Raw genomic sequence first — 18,260 nt, 5'->3', positions numbered from 1 at the left:
CGAAAACGATTGCATAAGTCAGGTTAAAAGATAATCATGAAAAAAAGCTACTTAATTATTTTATCCGCTCTATTAATTGTCAGCTGTAATAAAAAAACAGACACTAAACCGGAAGTGAAACGAGAGGCCATTAGTTATGTCGATCCATTTATTGGCACTGGCGGTCATGGCCATACCTATCCTGGTGCTACCGTTCCTTTTGGAATGCTTCAAGTGAGCCCTGTAAACGGGATCAGCGATTGGGATTGGTGTTCGGGTTACCACTATTCTGATGATATCGCCGTTGGGTTTAGCCATTTAAGCTTGAGCGGTACCGGAATTGGAGATTTGGCCGATATTATTTTTATGCCCATCAACAAAACGGTGGATTTAACAACGAATCCTATCTCACGAGACAGCATTCCTTACAGATCAAAATACAGCCATGATAACGAAAAAGCATCACCAGGCTATTACCAAGTCTACTTGGAGGATCATGACGTGAATGTGGAACTGACGACTTCAAAAAGAACGGCATATCATAAGTACACGTTTAAAGAAGGTGATCAACAATCAGTTGTGATCGACTTAGGTTTTGCCATCAATTGGGACAAGGCCGTTGCAACATCCCTAAAAGTTGAAGACCGATACACCATTAGCGGTTACCGCCATAGTACAGGGTGGGCACAGAATCAAAAAGTATTTTTTGTAGCTAAATTTTCTAAGCCTATTGCCGATTATAAACTGTATGTTGATGGTCAGGTTTTTGAAGATGGCGATCATGAAGGCGTAAAATCGTCTATTCAAGTAGTGTTTGACGCTAATGAAAAGAGCCCTGAATTATTTGCAAAAGTGGCCTTGTCATCGGTGAGTATAGAGAACGCCAAAGATAATTTGGGAACCTCTGGCTTTGATTTTGATCAAACGAAAACCGCTGCCGAAAAACTATGGAATACAGCGCTATCTTCCTTTGAAGTGGAGACGCCAACCGATTCTTTAAAAACTATTTTTTACACGGCCTTATACCACACCCAATTGGCACCAGTGACGTTTAGCGATAAAAATGGCCAATTCAGAATGGAGAATGACAGCATTGTTAACGCTGACAATTACACCGCCTATTCAACCCTCTCACTATGGGATACTTTTAGAGCAGAACATCCTTTGCTGACTATGATTGCACCAGATAGAGTGTCAGATATGGTCAATTCTATGTTGGCGTATTATGAGGTTAGAAATATTTTACCAGTCTGGACATTATACGGCAACGAAACCAATACCATGACCGGCTACCATTCTATTCCGGTAATTGTGGAAGCCTACAAAAAAGGAATCCGCGGTTTTGATGTCGAACGCGCTTACGAAGCGATGAAGAACACGATGATGCAAGACGAACGTGGCCTTAATCACTATAAAAAATACGGCTATATTCCGTATAGTTTGTTGGACGAGTCTGTAACCATCACCTTGGAATATGCTTATGACGATTGGTGTGTGGCTGAAATGGCCAAAGCTTTAGGAAAAGATGAAGATTATAAATATTTCTCCGAGCGTTCTAAAGCTTACCAACATTTATTTGATAATGAATCCGGATTTATGCGCGGGAAATCTGTCGCTGGAAATTCTTGGAACGAACCTTTTGATCCGAAACATTCCAACCACAGAGAACAAACAGATTATACTGAAGGTAACGCCTGGCAACACAGTTGGTTTGTGCCACATGCCGTCGATAACCTTATTGAACTTCACGGGGGCAACGAAAAATTCACCAGCCGTTTAGAGCAATTGTTTACGGAGAGTTCTGAAATTACTGGCGATAATATTTCGGCAGATATCACAGGACTTATCGGCCAGTATGCCCATGGTAACGAACCGAGCCATCATATTGCCTATATGTTTAACCATGCGGACCAACCGTGGCGTACGCAATATTGGGCACGCCACATTATGGACACCCAATACAACACCACACCAGACGGCTTGAGTGGGAATGAAGATTGCGGACAAATGAGTGCTTGGTATGTGTTGAGTTCCGTTGGGTTATATCCTATGAATCCAGCGTCTGGAGAGTATGAAATAGGAACCCCAATTTTTGAAAAGGCAAGCATCAATCTGCCAAATAAAAAGACCTTTGTGATTGAGGCAGAAAACGTTTCCGATAAGAATTTTTACATCCAATCTGCCTCTTTTAATGGCAAACCGTTCCATAAAACAGCCATTTCACATGCTGATATTTTAAAAGGAGGCACCTTGCGTTTTATAATGGGCGCAGAACCTAACAAACAATGGGGCACTTCTAAAACTAAAAACGACTAATGGGAATTATTGACGTATCTATAATTGTCCTCTATATTGTCGTCACTTTGGCGGTAGGGATTTGGATTTCCAAACGCGCTTCTAAAGGTTTGGATTCCTACTTTCTTGGAGGAAAAAGTATCAAATGGTATTATTTAGGCTTGAGTAACGGTTCGGGAATGTTTGATGTTTCCGGAACCGCATGGATGGTAGGGATTTTATTCCTCTATGGCGCTAAAAGCTTTATGTTTATGTGGATGTGGCCCATTTGGAACCAGATTTTCATCATGATTTTCTTGGCCGCATGGATTAGACGTTCTAATATCATGACGGGTTCTGAGTGGATTTTAACCCGCTTTGGCGATGGGAAAGCCGGCAGGGCATCACATTTAATTGTGGCCATTTTTGCGATTATTGCGTCCATCGGATTTATCGCCTACTTTTTTGAAGGCGTGGGTAAATTTATGAGCATCATTTTGCCTTGGGATTTAACCCTGATGATGAACGATGGGGTCTTGTTAACTTCCGATCAGAATTACGCCCTGATTATTATATTCCTTACTACGATTTATACCATTAAAGGGGGAATGTTTTCGGTGGTTGCTACAGAAGTATTACAATATGGCATCATGGTCATTGCCGGAATTTTGATTGCCGGCTACGCATTTATTACTGTTACGGACATTCAAATAAATGAAGTCATTTCTACAGAATGGTCAAGCATTATGTTTTCAAGTCAATTGGAAGGCTCATGGTCAGATAAATATGCTGCTTTCAATGATTTAATCGATACCCAAGGTTATAAAATGTTTGGTGCTTTTATTGGCATGTCGCTGTTTAAAGGCTTTTTTGCGAGTATCGCCGGACCAACGCCAAGTTATGATATGCAGCGCATCCTATCCACCCGCTCAGTTAAGGAAGCCGCTTATATGAGTGGATTTACCAACTTGGTACTTTTTATTCCGCGCTATTTACTTATTGGTGGGATTGTGGTGCTTGGGTTAGTTTATTTGGCTCCCGATATGGCTGCTTCGGGGAGTATCACCGGTGCCGATTTAGAAGTGATTTTACCAAAAGTGATCAATGAACATGTTCCCGTTGGGATTAAAGGATTGTTGTTGGCAGGGCTTTTGGCCGCATTCATGTCTACATTCTCAGCCTTTGTCAATTCGGGACCAGCCTATATTGTCAATGATATTTATAAGAAATATTTCAAACCCGAAGCTTCACACAAACATTATATCAAAGCGAGTCATATCGCCTCTTTCGCTATTGTGATTTTAGGGGTAACCATGGGCTTCTTTGCCGGATCCATCAACTCCATAACCCTGTGGATTACAAGTGCGCTCTATGGTGGCTATGTGGCGGCAAATTTCTTAAAATGGGTATGGTGGCGCTTCAACGGCTGGGGTTATTTTTGGGGAATGACCTCCGGATTGTTCGTGGCAACGCTACAGTTTTTATTGGACCAAAATAAAGGAAATTTTGAAACGGGCACGTGGTTATACGAAGTATCTCAAATACCGGCCATTTATATGTTTCCGTTTATATTTGTAGTATCCTTATTAGGGTCGTTTTTAGGAACATTATTAACGCCGGCAACACCAATGGCGACTTTAAAAGCGTTTTATGCAAACGTTAGACCGTGGGGTTGGTGGAAACCTGTATATAATGCCTTGCAAAAGGATAACAGTGCAGTGGATCAAAATAAGGATTTTGTAAGTGATATGTTAAATTGTGTGGTGGGTGTCGTTTGGCAATCGAGTATGATTTTATTGCCAATTTATTTCCTGATAAGAGACTTCCCAAAAACGTGGATGGCCTTATTGGTTTTTGGAATTACCACGATCATTTTAAAATTCACTTGGTTAGATAAAGTAAAAAAATATAAAGATTAAAGCAGATGAAATCAATTCCATGGCAAGATAAGCCTGACAACTGTAACGACGTGATGTGGCGTTATTCTGAAAACCCAATCATAAACCGATATGATATTCCAACTTCCAACAGTATTTTTAACAGTGCTGTGGTCCCTTTTGAAGATGGATTTGCCGGCGTTTTTAGATGTGATAACAAAGCTGTGCAAATGAATATTTTTGCTGGTTTTAGCAAGAACGGTATCGATTGGGAGATCAAACATGAGCCGATTGTGATGCAAGCGGGAAATACCGAAATGATAGAATCCGACTATAAATATGACCCACGTGTTGTTTTTATTGAAGATCGTTATTGGATTACCTGGTGTAACGGGTACCACGGGCCAACTATCGGCATCGCCTACACTTACGATTTTAAGGAGTTTTTCCAATGTGAAAATGCCTTTTTACCATTTAACAGAAATGGGGTTTTATTTCCACAGAAAATAAACGGCAAATACGCTATGTTGAGTCGCCCAAGTGATAACGGTCACACACCGTTTGGTGATATCTACATCAGCTACAGTCCGGATATGAAATATTGGGGTGAGCACCGTTGTGTAATGAAAGCGACGCCATTTGTGGACAGTGCGTGGCAGTGTACCAAAATTGGCGCAGGCCCAATTCCAATTTTAACGGACGAAGGTTGGCTAATGCTCTACCACGGGGTAATTAATACCTGCAACGGATTCCGTTATGCGATGGGTGCCGCTATTTTAGACGAACACCAACCGGATAAAGTAAAATATAGAACGCAGCCGTATTTGTTAGGCCCTGCTGAACTTTATGAAACTACTGGCGATGTGCCTAATGTAGTGTTCCCATGTGCAGCCTTACACGATACAAAAGAAGATAAATTGGCGGTATACTATGGTGCCGCAGATACTGTTGTCGCTTTGGCATTCGGAAAGTTGAGTGAAGTGGTGCAATACACAAAAGATAATAGTTTATAAAAACAACTCCTATGGATTTGAAATTTCGATATGCGTTGGTGCTCTTTTTTTGTGTGTCTTTAGCAACTTTTGCGCAAACAAAAAACAGCATCATTCCTAAAAGTTACATAGCGTATCACACGTCTGACTCCATCATAATTGATGGAAAGGGGGCTGATGCCTCTTGGAATAAAGTGGAATGGACCGATCTGTTTATTGATATTGAAGGGGTCAAAAAACCGACCTACAATACCCAGGCGAAAATGTTATGGGATAGTACCTATTTCTACATATTAGCCAAAATGGAAGAGCCACATGTATGGGCAGATATTACCGATCACGACGCAATTATTTTTCATAATAACGATTTTGAGGTATTTATCGACCCAACTGGCGACACCCATAATTATTATGAAATTGAGATCAACGCCATCAACACCGTTTGGGATTTATTTGTGTCAAAACCATATCGCGAAAATAATGTGGTGTTAAACGATTGGACGGCTACTGGAATGAAATCCGCCATTACCATTGACGGCACTTTAAACAATCCGAAGGATACCGATAAAGGATGGATGCTCGAAATTGCCATTCCGTGGCGTGTTTTCAAGAAAGCCTATTTTGAAGAAATTGTACCTAAAGACGACTTTTGGCGCGTGAATTTTTCTAGAGTCAATTGGGATTATCAACTTAACGATGGCACTTACGGACGCAAGAAAGATGCGGAAGGCAATTACCTCCTGGAATATAATTGGGTATGGTCGCCACAAGGTGTTATTAACATGCACGAACCTGAACATTGGGGCTATGTTTATTTTTCTTCAAAGGAAGCTGGAGCAAAAGATACGTTTGAAATTCCAAATGATGAAAAAATCAAATGGGCCTTGTATGAATTGTATCGCGCGCAAAAGAAACATTTTGACACTCATGCAGCCTGGGCAACAACATTGGATAGTTTGATGACATCCCCAATAATAATCGACGGCAAGACCATCAACCCTAAACTTGAAAACCATAATTTCGGATGGAACATCTCGGTGGAAAGTCCGTTTACAAATGCCCTATTAATCCTTAAAGAAGATGGTGCTTTTCTAAAACAATAAACTCATGAAATACATCAAATATTTGTTCCTAATACCCCTGTTTTTTGCGTGCAACAATGCACCTGAAAAATCGGAATTACCAGTAGAAGAGCAAGAGATCTCCAATGAGGAGGCTACACCGGTAGACATGAAGATCATCGGTTATGCGGCAGGATATGAGGATTATGATTTTTCAAAAATTGATGCCTCAAAATTGACCCATATTAACTTTGCCTTTGCCAATATTGTAGAAGGCAAAGCGGCCTTTGAACTCGATACTGATGCTGCCAAAATTGCGACGCTTATCGGTCTCAAACAACAAAACCCCGACTTAAAAGTATTGTATTCAGTAGGCGGTTGGGTTTGGTCTGATCAATTTTCAACTATGGCAGCCTATGAGGAGTCACGCAAAATATTTGCTGAAAGCTGTGTGGCACTTCTTAAAAAACATGAATTTGATGGTGTCGATTTAGATTGGGAATATCCGGGACAACGGGCAGAGGACAATGTATTCCGTCCGGCCGATAAAGATAATTTCACGTTGCTTTTAAAGGCTATTCGTGAAGCACTCGATGTGCAAGGTGAAAAAGACAACACTCATTATTTATTGACCATTGCCACTGGCGCTGATCAGGCGTATATTGACAATACCAATTTAGGAGAGGCGCATGAATATCTTGATTTTATCAATGTTATGGGATACGATTTTTATCAAGGTTGGATGTATCAAACCGGGCACCACGCCAATTTGTATCCATCAGATAAGGAAAAATATGGCGGGAATAGTGGTGTTGAAGCCATTGAGAGACATATTGTAGCGGGCGTTCCTGTAAACAAACTCGTTTTGGGGATTCCATTTTATGGCAGACAATGGGAAAAAGTAGCACCTACGGACGTGCCTTTATATGCGTCGGCGAATGAAGGTGGTTATATCATTTCCTACTGGCAAATCCTTGAAAAAATAAAATCCGGTAACTACGAAAAATTGTATGACGACTCGGCAAAAGCGTCTTACCTCTGGAGTGCTACCGATAAGGTGATGATCTCGTGGGAAACTCCAAAAGAAATCAAATTAAAAGCGGACTATATCAAAGAAAAAGGCTTGGGAGGCGCTATGTTTTGGGAGTATAGTTTAGATAAAGATCAAGAATTGTTGAATACGCTTTTTGAAAGCTTACATTAGTATAAATAATTATTTGCATGCGGAGAATAACCACATATTTGTCTTTGTTTCTGATTGTCGTAGCGTTTGCTGGCTGTAATCAAAAGGAACGCAAACAAGAGACTGCAGCAACTGTGAAGTCCGCAGACATGGGGGATTTTAATTTTGGCACCTGGATCACTTCAAACAAAAAAAAATCCAATGCCGATTATGCCGCTGAATTCAAACGCTACAAAGCAGGTGGTATTGATGAGTTATTAATCAATACGGCGACAGATGTTAAAGAATTGGAGCGTCTCGTTGCTATAGCATCAAAAGAAGGTCTTAAAGTTCATGCTTGGATGTGGGCGGTTAACCGACCGGGAGACACCATTGCCCAAAAACATCCGGAGTGGTATATGGTCAGTAGAGACGGCAAATCCTGCTATGATACGTGGCCTTATGTGAACTATTACCAATGGTTATGCCCTACCAGAGAAGCTTCTCGAAACCATATTTTAAGTTTAGTAGAACGCATGGCTAAAGTGGAAGGCATTGAAAGTGTACATCTCGATTATATCCGTTTTCCGGATATTTTCCTACCGATAGGGTTGTTGCCTAAATACAACCTTACCCAAGATACTGAAATGGCAGAATACGACTTCTGTTACTGTGAAGCGTGTATCAGTGCCTTCGAAAAAATCCATCATAAAAATCCACTGGAAAGCACTAATACTGCTATTGACATGGAATGGAAGAATTTCCGTTTGAATGCCATTAGAAACTTGGTCAATGACGCTTACGATATTGTGCACAAAAACAACAAAAAATTAACCGCTGCCGTGTTCCCTTATCCAGAAATGGCTGACCATATGGTCCGCCAACGTTGGGATAAATGGAATATTGATGCCGTTTATCCGATGATTTACCACGGCTTTTACAACGAAGAAATCGATTGGATTGGTTATGCCACCAAACAAGGTGTCACCGATTTAGAATCTAAAAATGTCGGATTACATACTGGCGTTTTTCTACCCCCGTTTACCTCTGCCGAAGAACTCAAAGAAGCCATTCATTATGCTAAGGACAACGGTGCTAAAGGCGTGACGTTTTTTGACGGACCACAATTAACAGATGCATATTTACAGACTATTAAAGAAATAAAAGGAAGCTTTAACTAACTCACAACCTATGTCAAACCAGAAATCATACCGCTCCGCATTTATTTTATTGACCATCTTATTTTTCCTTTGGGGATTCATAACAGTACTCGTCGATTCCCTGATTCCGCGCTTGCGTGAATTGTTTACCTTAACTTATTTTCAGGCAGGACTGGTCCAATTTGCATTTTTTGGAGCTTATTTTCTACTGTCCATCCCTGCGAGTTATATCCTTTCTAAAATTGGATATAAAAAGGGAATAATTCTGGGATTGTTGACTATGGCTTTGGGCTGTTTGCTGTTTTATCCAGCCGCATCCTATCGCATCTTTGGGGTTTTTATGTTAGCGTATTTTATTTTGGCAGGAGGTATGACCATTTTGCAGGTAGCCGCGAATCCATTTGTAGCTGTCCTGGGTTCAGAAGATGGCGCATCGAGTAGATTAAACCTTTCGCAAGCCTTTAATTCATTAGGTACCGCTATCGCGCCGGCAATTGGCGCCTTGTTTATTTTGAGTGATGTGATAAAGACCAAGGAAGAAATAGCCGTATTGGATGGTTCTGCAAAGGAAGCCTACCTCACCGCAGAAGCTGCAGCCGTGCAAACGCCATTTTTAGGTTTGGCACTTTTTATAGGACTGATCGCGGTTATCTTCTTGTTTGCAAAATTACCGACCATGATTTCGGAAACTTCTACCGGAACGTATATGGAAGCTTTAAAAAATAAAAAATTGATGCAAGGCGTATTGGGGATCTTCTTTTATGTAGGTGCTGAGGTAGCCATTGGGAGTTATTTGGTGAACTACTTTTTAGACATGAACCTTGTTTCGGTCATCAAAGAATCCAGTATGATGCGATCTATAGCAGAAGCCATCCTAAATTCAGGATTGGCAGATAAAGACGATAAAGCCGTCGTAGGTGTGTTTGTAACATTTTATTGGTCTGGCGCCATGATTGGAAGGTTTGCAGGTGCTTACCTCACGCGGATCATGAAACCAGGAAAAGTCTTGGCCATTTTCGCCACCATTTCCATTAGCTTGATTGTACTATCAATCAGTACTGTCGGTTTAGTGAGCATGTGGAGTATTTTGGCGGTTGGTTTGTTCAATTCTATCATGTTCCCTACCATTTTCACTTTAGCTATTGACGGCATTGGGCATTTGAAGCCTAAAGCTTCAGGATTGTTGTGTACAGCCATTGTGGGAGGTGCCATAATTCCGCCAACGTTCGGGTTTTTAACCGATCAGATAGCGTTTAAAAATGCCTTGATTTTTATAGTGCTGTGCTATGCGTACATTGTGTGGTTTGGGTATAAAAATGGGAAATCGAAGGTAGTTGTTGTTTAAGAGAGAAGAGAGAAGAGAGAAGAGAAAAATAGAGAATTGAGGGTTATGAGAAAATTTGCGGTAATAGGTCTTTTGTGTATGGGGTTTTTGTGGCACTGCAAAGCACCTAAAGCCGTAGTGCCTCAGGAGAAATTAACCCAGTACGTGAATCCGTTTATTGGCACGGATGGGCCGGGGAATACCTATCCGGGTGCCACCGTTCCTTTCGGGATGGTGCAGTTGAGTCCCGATATCGGCATTCCAGGTTGGGACAGGATTGCGGGTTACTTTTATCAAGATTCTATTATTTCTGGGTTTTCGCACATGCACTTGTCCGGAACTGGCGCTGGAGATCTTTACGATATTCTGGTAATGCCAACCAACAGTCGCTTTTCTGAGCGCATGGAAGCCAATAGCTTCAAACCTTTCTCAAGTTATTCTCACGAGAAAGAAGCCGCCACTCCAGGTTATTACACGGTAGACTTGTTAGATTATGGTATCAAAGCCGAGTTGACCGCTACCGAACGTACAGGAATTCATAAATACACCTTCCCAAAAGACGACAGTACGCAAATTCATATCGATTTAGGCTACGCCTTAAACTGGGACAGTCCTACCGAAACCCATATCAATGTGGTTAATGAAACTACGATTGAAGGCTATCGGAAATCGACCGGCTGGGCAAGAGATCAGCGGGTCTATTTTGTGATGCAACTTTCCAAACCTTTCCAAAACTATCACGTTTATAAGAACGATTCGCTTAGCAATTCCCCAGTCACCGCTAAAAACACGAAAATCATTTTAGATTATAAAACAGAAGCCGATGAGGTCATCATCCTGAAAACTGGAGTGTCTTCGGCAAATTTAGAAGGTGCCTATAAATCTTTAGAAACTGAAGCCCCGAATTTTGATTTTGAAGCCTTAAGGTATCAGGCAGAACAGAAATGGGAAACGCAACTCCATAAAATCAACATCACCGTAGCTGACGAGACTAAAAAACGGATTTTTTACACCATGCTGTACCAATCCATGTTGGCACCAACGGTATTGAGCGATCCTAACCGCAACTACAAAGGTGCCAACGATTCCATCATGAATGCGCAAGACTTTGATCGGTATGACACCTTTTCATTGTGGGATACCTATCGCGCCGCCCATCCGCTCTATACCATTGTACATCCGAATCGCGTGTCAGACATGGTCAACTCCATGTTGGCCCATTATAAAGAAACGGGACTGTTGCCAGTTTGGTCCATGCAGGGTAATGAAACCAATATGATGATTGGCTACCACGCTGTTCCAGTGATAGTGGACGCTTACTTCAAAGGCATTGAAAATTTTGATGCTGATTTGGCTTACGAAGCCTGCATTGCCAGTGCCACAGATGCGTCTCGAGAAATTGATAAGTATATGGCATTGGGCTATGTTCCAGTTGGTGAGGGTGGCGAAGATTGGTCGGTTTCAAAAACCTTGGAATACGCTTATGATGACTGGTGCATTGCCCAATTCGCCAAAGCATTAGGCAAAACCGACGATTATAACACATTTATGAAGCGTTCCGAAAATTGGCGTAACGTTTACGATACCCAAAGCACCTTTATGCGTCCTAAATTAGAGGATGGGACATTTATAGCAGACTTTGTTCCTAAAGAGTATTCGGCACATTTTTGCGAGAGCAATGCCTGGCAGTATTTCTGGTCCGTGCAACACAATATTGAAGGTCTAGCCGAGCGGGTTGGCGGTAATGGATTATTCGAAAGAAAACTCGATTCCATGTTTTCATTAGATCCCCTTCCGGGCGATAAATTACCTATTTTTAGTACAGGAATGATTGGGCAATATGCCCACGGCAATGAACCGAGCCATCATGTGGGCTATCTTTACAACTACATTGATAAACCTTGGAAAACGCAAAAATTAGTCCGCGACATCATGGAAACCCAATACAAAAATGAACCTAACGGGCATTGTGGGAACGAAGACTGCGGACAAATGTCGTCTTGGTATGTGTTTAGCGCTCTCGGATTTTATCCTGTAAACCCTGCACAAGGGGTGTACGCGTTTGGATCGCCCTTAATCGATTCTGCCGTACTGAATTTAGAAAACGGCAAGACCTTCACAGTGAAAGCCTTGGACAATTCAAAAGACAATATTTACATTCAATCGATTTCCTTAAATGGTAAAACCATACAACGAAATCACATCACACATAAAGAAATTATGGCCGGCGGCACGTTGGTGTTCAAAATGGGAGATACTCCTAATACAAACACGAGCAATACCATGGCACCATCCTCAAAACTATATCATTAAATACCTATGTTATGTCAGACAGAAGAGATTTTATAAAGAAAGCAGCCTTAGGAACTATCGGCATCAGTTCGGTCTTGAGCTGTAGTAGTACTGCTGCAAATACTGCGGTCATCCCCACAGTAAATCCTGATAAAAAAGCGGTGAAGCCTTTGGTGATTTCCACATGGAACCACGGTTTACCAGCCAACGATGAAACTTGGAAACAGTTAAAAAACGGCAAATCAGCTTTAGATGCTATTGAAGCCGGAATGAAAATTCCTGAAGCGGATCCTGAAGTCAGAAGTGTGGGCTACGGCGGATTTCCTGACCGAGAAGGCAAAGTAACTTTAGATGCCTGTATCATGGATCATAATAGCGACTGTGGCTCGGTGTCCTTTTTGCAAGGCATTAAGCACCCTATTTCTGTGGCTAAAAAAGTATTACAAAATACGCCACACGTGATGCTGTCAGGTCAAGGTGCACTTCAGTTTGCCTTAGCAGAAGGTTTTAAGGAAGAAAACCTCTTAACGGCAGAAGCAGAAGCGGATTGGAAAAAGTGGATGGAAGAATCCAAATACAAACCGGTCATCAATATGGAAAATCACGATACCATTTCAATGTTGGTTATTGATGAAGCAGGCAATATTTCTGGAGGCTGTACGACTAGTGGGGCGGCTTGGAAAATGCACGGTCGTGTAGGCGATTCGCCAATCATTGGTGCAGGCTTATTTTTAGATAATGAAGTTGGTGCTGCAGCTGCCACAGGTTTGGGAGAAGCGGTTATTAGAACTGCCGGAAGTGCCATGGTGGTGGAGTTGATGCGTCAAGGTAAATCGCCATTTGAAGCTTGTAAGGAAATTGTGGAGCGTATTTACGACAAGCACAAAAACCATAAAGACATGGAGTATCTGCAAGTCGGTTTTATCGCCATCAATAAAAATGGCGAACATGCAGGGTATAGCTTACGTTCCGGATTTAATTATGCCGTTTGTGATGATGCACATGGCAATCGAATGGAAGATGCGACCTTTAAAATGTCTTGGGATAACTAAGAGTCAATAGAGAATAAACGTAGTGATCATATAAAAATTAGAAAAATGAGTGTATTTAAAAGGATTTTGGTGCTGATGTTAGTCGTCATCACGGCGTCTTGCCAAGAAAAAAAGGAAACTAAGGTTTTTACTGAGGCTGACATTGCCATCATTCCAAAACCGGTCGACTTACAATTGGCCCAAGGTGTATTTGAGTTTAATGACGACACCCAATTTGTCATTTCAGAGGCGTCTCAAAAAGAGATTGTTTCCATATTATCGGACAAATTTAAATCTGCCGCAGGGTGGACTTTAAAAATTTCTGAGAAAGCACCAAAATCGAATTATATCGAATTTATCAGCGATGATAGCCTGAACGATGAAGCATATGAATTGGTGGTCAATTCAGATAAAGTCACCATCAAAGCAAAAACATATTCCGGATTTTTATATGGTTTAGAAACCATCCGACAGTTATTGCCGGTGGAAATTGAAAGTAAAGAGGTTTTAAATCAAACGGATTGGGTGATTCCTAATTTGATCATTAAAGATGAGCCGCGCTTTAAATGGAGAGGATTGCATTTAGACGTTTCACGTCATTTTTTCGAGAAATCATACATCAAAGAAACTATTGATATGTTGGCCATGCACAAAATGAACGTGTTTCATTTTCACTTGGTAGACGATCAAGGCTGGCGAATTGAAATTAAAAAATATCCAAAACTGACTGAAATCGGTGCCTTTAGAAATGATCAGGAAGATGCACATTGGGATGGCAGACGCGTTACTACGCCAGAAGATGAAGCAACTTACGGAGGTTTCTATACTCAAGAAGATATTAAAGAAATTGTAGCTTATGCGAAATCAAAAGGCGTGCAGGTGGTTCCGGAAATTGAAATGCCAGCCCACGTGATGAGTGCTATTGCAGCCTATCCAGAATTGTCTTGTTTTGAAACCCCAATCGGTGTGCCATCTGGCGGCGTTTGGCCAATTACCGAGATTTATTGTGCTGGTAAAGAATCCACTTTTGAATTTTTAGAAAATGTGCTTTTAGAAGTGATGGAATTGTTCCCTTCAGAATACATCCATGTTGGTGGTGATGAAGCGACCAAAACCAATTGGGCAAAATGTCCGCACTGTCAAAAACGAATGAAAGATGAAGGTTTGGCGAATGTTGAAGAATTGCAGAGCTATTTCATCAAAAGAATGGAGCGTTTTATTTCATCACACGATAGAAAACTGATTGGTTGGGATGAGATTTTAGAAGGCGGATTGGCTCCAGAAGCTACCGTGATGAGTTGGAGAGGTGTTGCCGGTGGTCTTGAAGCGGCAGAGCAAGGTCATGATGTGGTCATGACGCCTGGTTCGCACATGTATTTTGACCATTACCAAGGGCCACAGAATTTAGAGCCGTTAGCTTGGGGTGGTTACACACCATTAAGCAAGGTGTATGAGTTTGATCCTGTTGTAGAAACGATGACGCCAGAACAAGCAAAACATGTGTTGGGCGGACAAGCGAACGTGTGGTCAGAGCAAATTAAAACCGAAGAACACTCACAATATATGATATTCCCAAGGTTAGCGGCATTGTCAGAAGCCGTGTGGAGTCCGAAGGCATCTCGTAATTGGGATGATTTTTCTAAGAGAATCCTATCACAATTCAAGCGCTATGATTACTTAGATGTCAATTACGCGAAAAGTGCATTTTTGGTGATGGAAGATGTTAAAATCGATATGGAAACCAAAGAAGTTTCTGTCGAATTAAAGAACGAGTTCACTGATGCTGATATTCGTTACAGTCTGAATGACGAAAAACTCACGGATAAGGCCACAAAATATACGCAGCCAATAAAAATTGATAAAACCACCACCATTCACGCGTCATTATTTAAAGATGATAAACCTGTTGGGGTTCAATTTAGCAAGACCATCGCATTCCATAAAGCCGTTGGTAAAAAAGTAACGTTTAAAGAAATTTACGATGAGCGTTATCAAGGTGAAGGCGAATTTGGATTGGTCAATACCCTACGCGGTACTAAAAATTTCCAAGACGGCCATTGGCAAGCATGGTTGGCTAAAGGCATGGAAGCTGTGGTCGATTTGGGCGAAGAAATGCCAATCCACGAAGTGATTCTAGGAACTTTAGAAAATCAAGGTCCTGGCATTTATTTCCCAACCGCAGTAAAAGTGTATGTGTCTAATGATGGGAAAACTTATAAAGAAGTAGGAGTCGAGAAAAGACCATTCGCTAAAAATCCGTCGTTCGATTTAAAAGATTTTAAAATTACCTTTGATGAGCAATCCGTAAGATATGTAAAAGTGGTTGCTGAAAGTATGAAAACACTTCCAACTGGCGGTGATGTGTGGTTATTTGTGGATGAAATTGTAATCAATTAAACCTTGAATAAAAAACAGATTATAATAATCGCATTACTGCTCTTTGGTCTTACCAACGAGGTGTCTGCTCAAACGGATTATCACCCTACCCAAAGTAATTTGGAAGCGCGTCAATGGTTTGATGAGGCTAAATTTGGGCTCTTTATCCATTGGGGTGTGTACAGTATTTTGGGCGATGGCGAGTGGGTCATGAACAATCAGAATATCGCCATTGATGCCTATGAAAAGTTGACTTCATTTTTTAATCCAACGGAATTTGATGCGAAAGCTTGGGTGAAAATGGCCAAAGATGCTGGAATGAAATACATTACCATCACCACACGGCATCATGATGGATTTTCCATGTTCGACTCCAAAGTTTCTGAGTATAATATTGTTGAAAAGACACCTTACGGAAAGGATATTTTGAAAGAGTTGGCGGAAGCCTGTGAGAAGGAAGGGATAAAGTTGTTTTTGTATTATTCCTTATTGGATTGGCATAACGACGATTATTTTCCGAGAGGAAAAACAGGTAACGGGATTGCTGGACGACAAGAAGGCGATTGGAATGCCTATATCAAGTTTATGAAAGCGCAATTGACCGAGTTGTTGACCAACTATGGTGAGATTGCAGGAATTTGGTTTGATGGCGATTGGGATAAAGTAGATGCAGATTGGCATTATGATGAGATTTATAAACTTATCCACCACTTGCAACCGCAGTGTTTAATTGGAAATAATCATCATTTAGCCTTAAAACCAGGCGAAGATTTTCAAATGTTTGAGCGCGACTTGCCGGGCGAAAATAAAACAGGTTTTGGCACTGCAGCTTCTGATGTTGGCGAGTTGCCAAGAGAGGTTTGTGCCACCATTAATGGCTCATGGGGTTTTGATTTGCAGGATAGAACCCATAGATCCAAACGGGAATTAGTTCAGCAATTGGTCAGAGCTTCTGGTTTTGGAAGTAATTTATTGCTGAATGTTGGCCCAATGCCAAATGGTAAAATCCAAGAGGAACATGTACAATCCTTAGCTGCAATAGGCGATTGGTTGAACATTCACGGCGAAACCATCTACGGAAGTAAAGCTGGAAGTATAGCACCAACCGATGCTTGGGTGTCCACCCAAAAGGGGAAGACACTTTACCTTCACCTGTTAGAAAAACAGCCTAAAGGCTTTGTTATTCCTGAGTTTAAAGAACGCATCAAATCTGTAAAATTATTCGCTGATAAACGTGCGGTCAAATTCAAACAAACAAAAGCGGGGTTGCTTATGGAAATTCCTGAAGCTGCCCAAAATGAAATTGATACCATTGTTGAAATAACCCTAAAATAAAAGCTGTCTGAGAAGACCAGTTAAAATTTAAGAAATTAGAGATGAGATATTTTAAAGTAATCACCGTATTAGTTTTTTTAGTTGCCAATCAAATAACGGCACAAGAAAAACTGACCAAAGAAGAACGATTAGAGTGGTTTCAAGATGCTAAACTGGGCGTCTTTATCCACTGGGGCTATTATGGCGTAAAAGGCATTGGCGAATCATGGTCCATGTATCACAAACGCATTTCTTATGACGATTATATGTCGCAAGGAAAAGATTTTACCGCCAAGAATTACGATCCGGAAGCATGGGCAAAACTGTTTAAGAAAATTGGCGCCCGTTACGCAGTATTGACTACCAAACATCACGACGGTGTGGCGTTGTGGGATACCAAATTCAGCCATTTAAACGTTGTGGAAAAAACGCCAGCTAAGCGCGATTTGGTTGGGCCTTATGTTGATGCACTGCGGGAAGAAGGTTTAAAGGTTGGCTTGTATTACTCACTGATTGATTGGTCGCATCCTGATTATGATGTGGTGTTCCCACGTCCTGATACTCGTAAAAACTATCCTCAAAAAAATCAAAATCAATTGTCGCCTTGGCAACGTTTTTTGAGATTTAATGATGGGCAGTTAAAAGAATTGAGCACCAGATACAATCCGGATTTATATTGGTTTGATGGCGATTGGGAAAAATCAAGTGAACAATGGCGCGCAGAATCTTTGAAAGATTCGTTATTGGCTTGGAACCCAAAAGTGATTGTCAATTCCCGTTTGAAAACTCACGGCGATTACAGTACGCCAGAACAGGGCGTGCCAGTAGTGAGGCCAGAAGGCGCCTGGGAGTTTTGCATGACTATGAACGATAATTGGGGGTATTTCCCATCCGACACGAATTACAAACCGGTATCACAAATTATCAGAACTTTTGTTGAGGTGATTGCTACCGGAGGGAATTTATTATTGAATATCGGTCCAAAACCTGACGGGACTATTGCAGAAGAGCAGTTAGAACGTTTGGAGGCTTTAGGGGAATGGGTTAATAAACATGAATCGGCTATATTCAGTACCAAAGCAGGGTTGCCTTACGGACATTTTTACGGCCCGACCTTGTTGAGTAAAGACGACACAAAAATCTATTTGGCATTATTTGATAATCCTAAAAACTACATTTCATTAAAGGGGATTCAGAACAAAGTGAAATCCATCAAAGTTGTGGGTAGTGGACAGGAATTGAGCTTTGAAAGAAATGGTGGTGCAGAATGGAATAATATTCCTGGAATCTTAAGAATTGAAATCCCTCAAGAGAAGAATTTAGATGCCAATGTAACCCTGATTGAAGTGGAATTGGAGGATGCGTTGGTGTTGTACAGAGGGCATGGTAATGCTGTGGAGTTGAATAAATAGAAATGA

General features: G+C 41.2%; 12 protein-coding genes. All 12 read left to right on the top strand.

Annotated elements, in window-relative coordinates:
• The first annotated feature begins 36 nt into the window (after positions 1-36).
• From Q0947_RS13795 to Q0947_RS13740, 12 genes are read left to right on the top strand one after another with little or no spacing between them, the layout of a single operon-like run.
• A complete protein-coding gene (locus Q0947_RS13795) occupies positions 37-2,295 on the top strand; it encodes a GH92 family glycosyl hydrolase (RefSeq protein ID WP_299398823.1) in 2,259 nt (752 codons plus the stop codon).
• Positions 2,295-4,172, top strand: coding sequence for a sodium:solute symporter family protein (locus tag Q0947_RS13790; RefSeq protein WP_299398819.1), 1,878 nt, complete (start codon positions 2,295-2,297; stop codon positions 4,170-4,172). Before Q0947_RS13795 ends, Q0947_RS13790 begins: the two co-directional genes overlap by 1 nt.
• A gap of 5 nt (positions 4,173-4,177) precedes the next feature.
• Entirely contained in the window at positions 4,178-5,143 is a 966-nt protein-coding gene (locus tag Q0947_RS13785; RefSeq protein WP_299398816.1) for a glycoside hydrolase family 130 protein, read from the top strand.
• A gap of 11 nt (positions 5,144-5,154) precedes the next feature.
• Complete coding sequence (locus Q0947_RS13780) at positions 5,155-6,225, top strand: carbohydrate-binding family 9-like protein (protein WP_299398813.1); 1,071 nt, start codon at positions 5,155-5,157, stop codon at positions 6,223-6,225.
• Between the two features lie 4 nt (positions 6,226-6,229).
• Positions 6,230-7,387, top strand: coding sequence for a glycoside hydrolase family 18 protein (locus Q0947_RS13775; RefSeq protein WP_299398810.1), 1,158 nt, complete (start codon positions 6,230-6,232; stop codon positions 7,385-7,387).
• A gap of 17 nt (positions 7,388-7,404) precedes the next feature.
• Complete coding sequence (locus Q0947_RS13770; protein ID WP_299398806.1) at positions 7,405-8,526, top strand: putative glycoside hydrolase; 1,122 nt, start codon at positions 7,405-7,407, stop codon at positions 8,524-8,526.
• A gap of 10 nt (positions 8,527-8,536) precedes the next feature.
• Entirely contained in the window at positions 8,537-9,850 is a 1,314-nt protein-coding gene (locus tag Q0947_RS13765) for a sugar MFS transporter (RefSeq protein ID WP_299398802.1), read from the top strand.
• 45 nt (positions 9,851-9,895) lie between these two features.
• Positions 9,896-12,142 (top strand): GH92 family glycosyl hydrolase, encoded by a 2,247-nt coding sequence (locus tag Q0947_RS13760; RefSeq protein ID WP_299398799.1) that lies wholly within the window; start codon positions 9,896-9,898, stop codon positions 12,140-12,142.
• Positions 12,143-12,153: 11 nt separating this feature from the next.
• A complete protein-coding gene (locus Q0947_RS13755) occupies positions 12,154-13,173 on the top strand; it encodes an isoaspartyl peptidase/L-asparaginase family protein (protein WP_299398796.1) in 1,020 nt (339 codons plus the stop codon).
• Between the two features lie 45 nt (positions 13,174-13,218).
• A complete protein-coding gene (locus Q0947_RS13750) occupies positions 13,219-15,549 on the top strand; it encodes a glycoside hydrolase family 20 protein (RefSeq protein ID WP_299398793.1) in 2,331 nt (776 codons plus the stop codon).
• Positions 15,550-15,552: 3 nt separating this feature from the next.
• Complete coding sequence (locus tag Q0947_RS13745; RefSeq protein WP_299398789.1) at positions 15,553-16,863, top strand: alpha-L-fucosidase; 1,311 nt, start codon at positions 15,553-15,555, stop codon at positions 16,861-16,863.
• Positions 16,864-16,904: 41 nt separating this feature from the next.
• Positions 16,905-18,254 carry an alpha-L-fucosidase gene (locus Q0947_RS13740; RefSeq protein ID WP_299398786.1) on the top strand — a complete coding sequence of 450 codons (1,350 nt, stop codon included), beginning with the start codon at positions 16,905-16,907 and terminating at the stop codon, positions 18,252-18,254.
• The last annotated feature ends 6 nt before the right edge of the window (positions 18,255-18,260 follow it).

The sequence above is a fragment of the uncultured Gelidibacter sp. genome, assembly GCF_947500795.1.
Classification (GTDB): domain Bacteria; phylum Bacteroidota; class Bacteroidia; order Flavobacteriales; family Flavobacteriaceae; genus Gelidibacter.
The sequence above is the reverse complement of the archived record's forward strand: the minus strand, read 5'-3'. Positions and strand labels throughout refer to the sequence as shown.

What these genes read in the sequence shown, in the direction of transcription:
- Q0947_RS13795 (WP_299398823.1), top strand. Translation starts at nt 37, where the DNA reads ATGAAAAAAAGCTACTTAATTATTTTATCCGCTCTATTAATTGTCAGC.
- Q0947_RS13790 (WP_299398819.1), top strand. Translation starts at nt 2,295, where the DNA reads ATGGGAATTATTGACGTATCTATAATTGTCCTCTATATTGTCGTCACT.
- Q0947_RS13785 (WP_299398816.1), top strand. Translation starts at nt 4,178, where the DNA reads ATGAAATCAATTCCATGGCAAGATAAGCCTGACAACTGTAACGACGTG.
- Q0947_RS13780 (WP_299398813.1), top strand. Translation starts at nt 5,155, where the DNA reads ATGGATTTGAAATTTCGATATGCGTTGGTGCTCTTTTTTTGTGTGTCT.
- Q0947_RS13775 (WP_299398810.1), top strand. Translation starts at nt 6,230, where the DNA reads ATGAAATACATCAAATATTTGTTCCTAATACCCCTGTTTTTTGCGTGC.
- Q0947_RS13770 (WP_299398806.1), top strand. Translation starts at nt 7,405, where the DNA reads ATGCGGAGAATAACCACATATTTGTCTTTGTTTCTGATTGTCGTAGCG.
- Q0947_RS13765 (WP_299398802.1), top strand. Translation starts at nt 8,537, where the DNA reads ATGTCAAACCAGAAATCATACCGCTCCGCATTTATTTTATTGACCATC.
- Q0947_RS13760 (WP_299398799.1), top strand. Translation starts at nt 9,896, where the DNA reads ATGAGAAAATTTGCGGTAATAGGTCTTTTGTGTATGGGGTTTTTGTGG.
- Q0947_RS13755 (WP_299398796.1), top strand. Translation starts at nt 12,154, where the DNA reads ATGTCAGACAGAAGAGATTTTATAAAGAAAGCAGCCTTAGGAACTATC.
- Q0947_RS13750 (WP_299398793.1), top strand. Translation starts at nt 13,219, where the DNA reads ATGAGTGTATTTAAAAGGATTTTGGTGCTGATGTTAGTCGTCATCACG.
- Q0947_RS13740 (WP_299398786.1), top strand. Translation starts at nt 16,905, where the DNA reads ATGAGATATTTTAAAGTAATCACCGTATTAGTTTTTTTAGTTGCCAAT.